At 62.5% G+C, this 522-nt stretch carries 1 pseudogene; it reads left to right on the plus strand.

Going from position 1 to position 522, the window contains the following annotated elements:
- Positions 1-440: pseudogene (locus AC5WS8_RS39360) on the plus strand (hypothetical protein); the annotation flags it as partial.
- Between the last annotated feature and the right edge of the window lie 82 nt (positions 441-522).

Below are 522 nucleotides of genomic sequence, written 5' to 3' on the forward strand. Positions count from 1 at the left end.
AGGATGATCCGCGCGTAGAACTCGCGGAGATGGCACAGGTCGCGATCTCATGGGGGCGAAGGTACTGCCTTAGCGAGAAGGAGTTCGGTCTGCGAACCCTGGTCGAATCCTTGTGCGCGTTCGACAACGGCTGGTTCGGAGCACCGAGTTGGGGGCGCATCGTCGATCGGTTCCTTACGGCCGTCGACGACCGGGAGAATGCCCACTGGCGCATACACCGGGACAAGCCTTGGTTCGACGAGTGGTTCACCAACCGGCCGGCCGACATTGCGGAGACCACGGAATTTCGTCGGCTGCTCCTTGCCGGGCCCGACCTGCTGTCCGAGGAGGCCGCCGAATGGTGCGTGGATGGCGCCATCGGCTACGTCTGTCAGGACGACCACGCAAACGGCTGCCCGCTGTGCGGTATCCCGCTGGCAACGGAGTCCTCAAACGAGTGACGGCAGTGGCCAGCGATTCTCAATCCCGTGTCAGTTCGGCCAGTCACATGACATCGCGACTGAGAAAATGACACGGGATCTG

It is taken from the genome of Streptomyces sp. PTL18 (assembly GCF_059510295.1).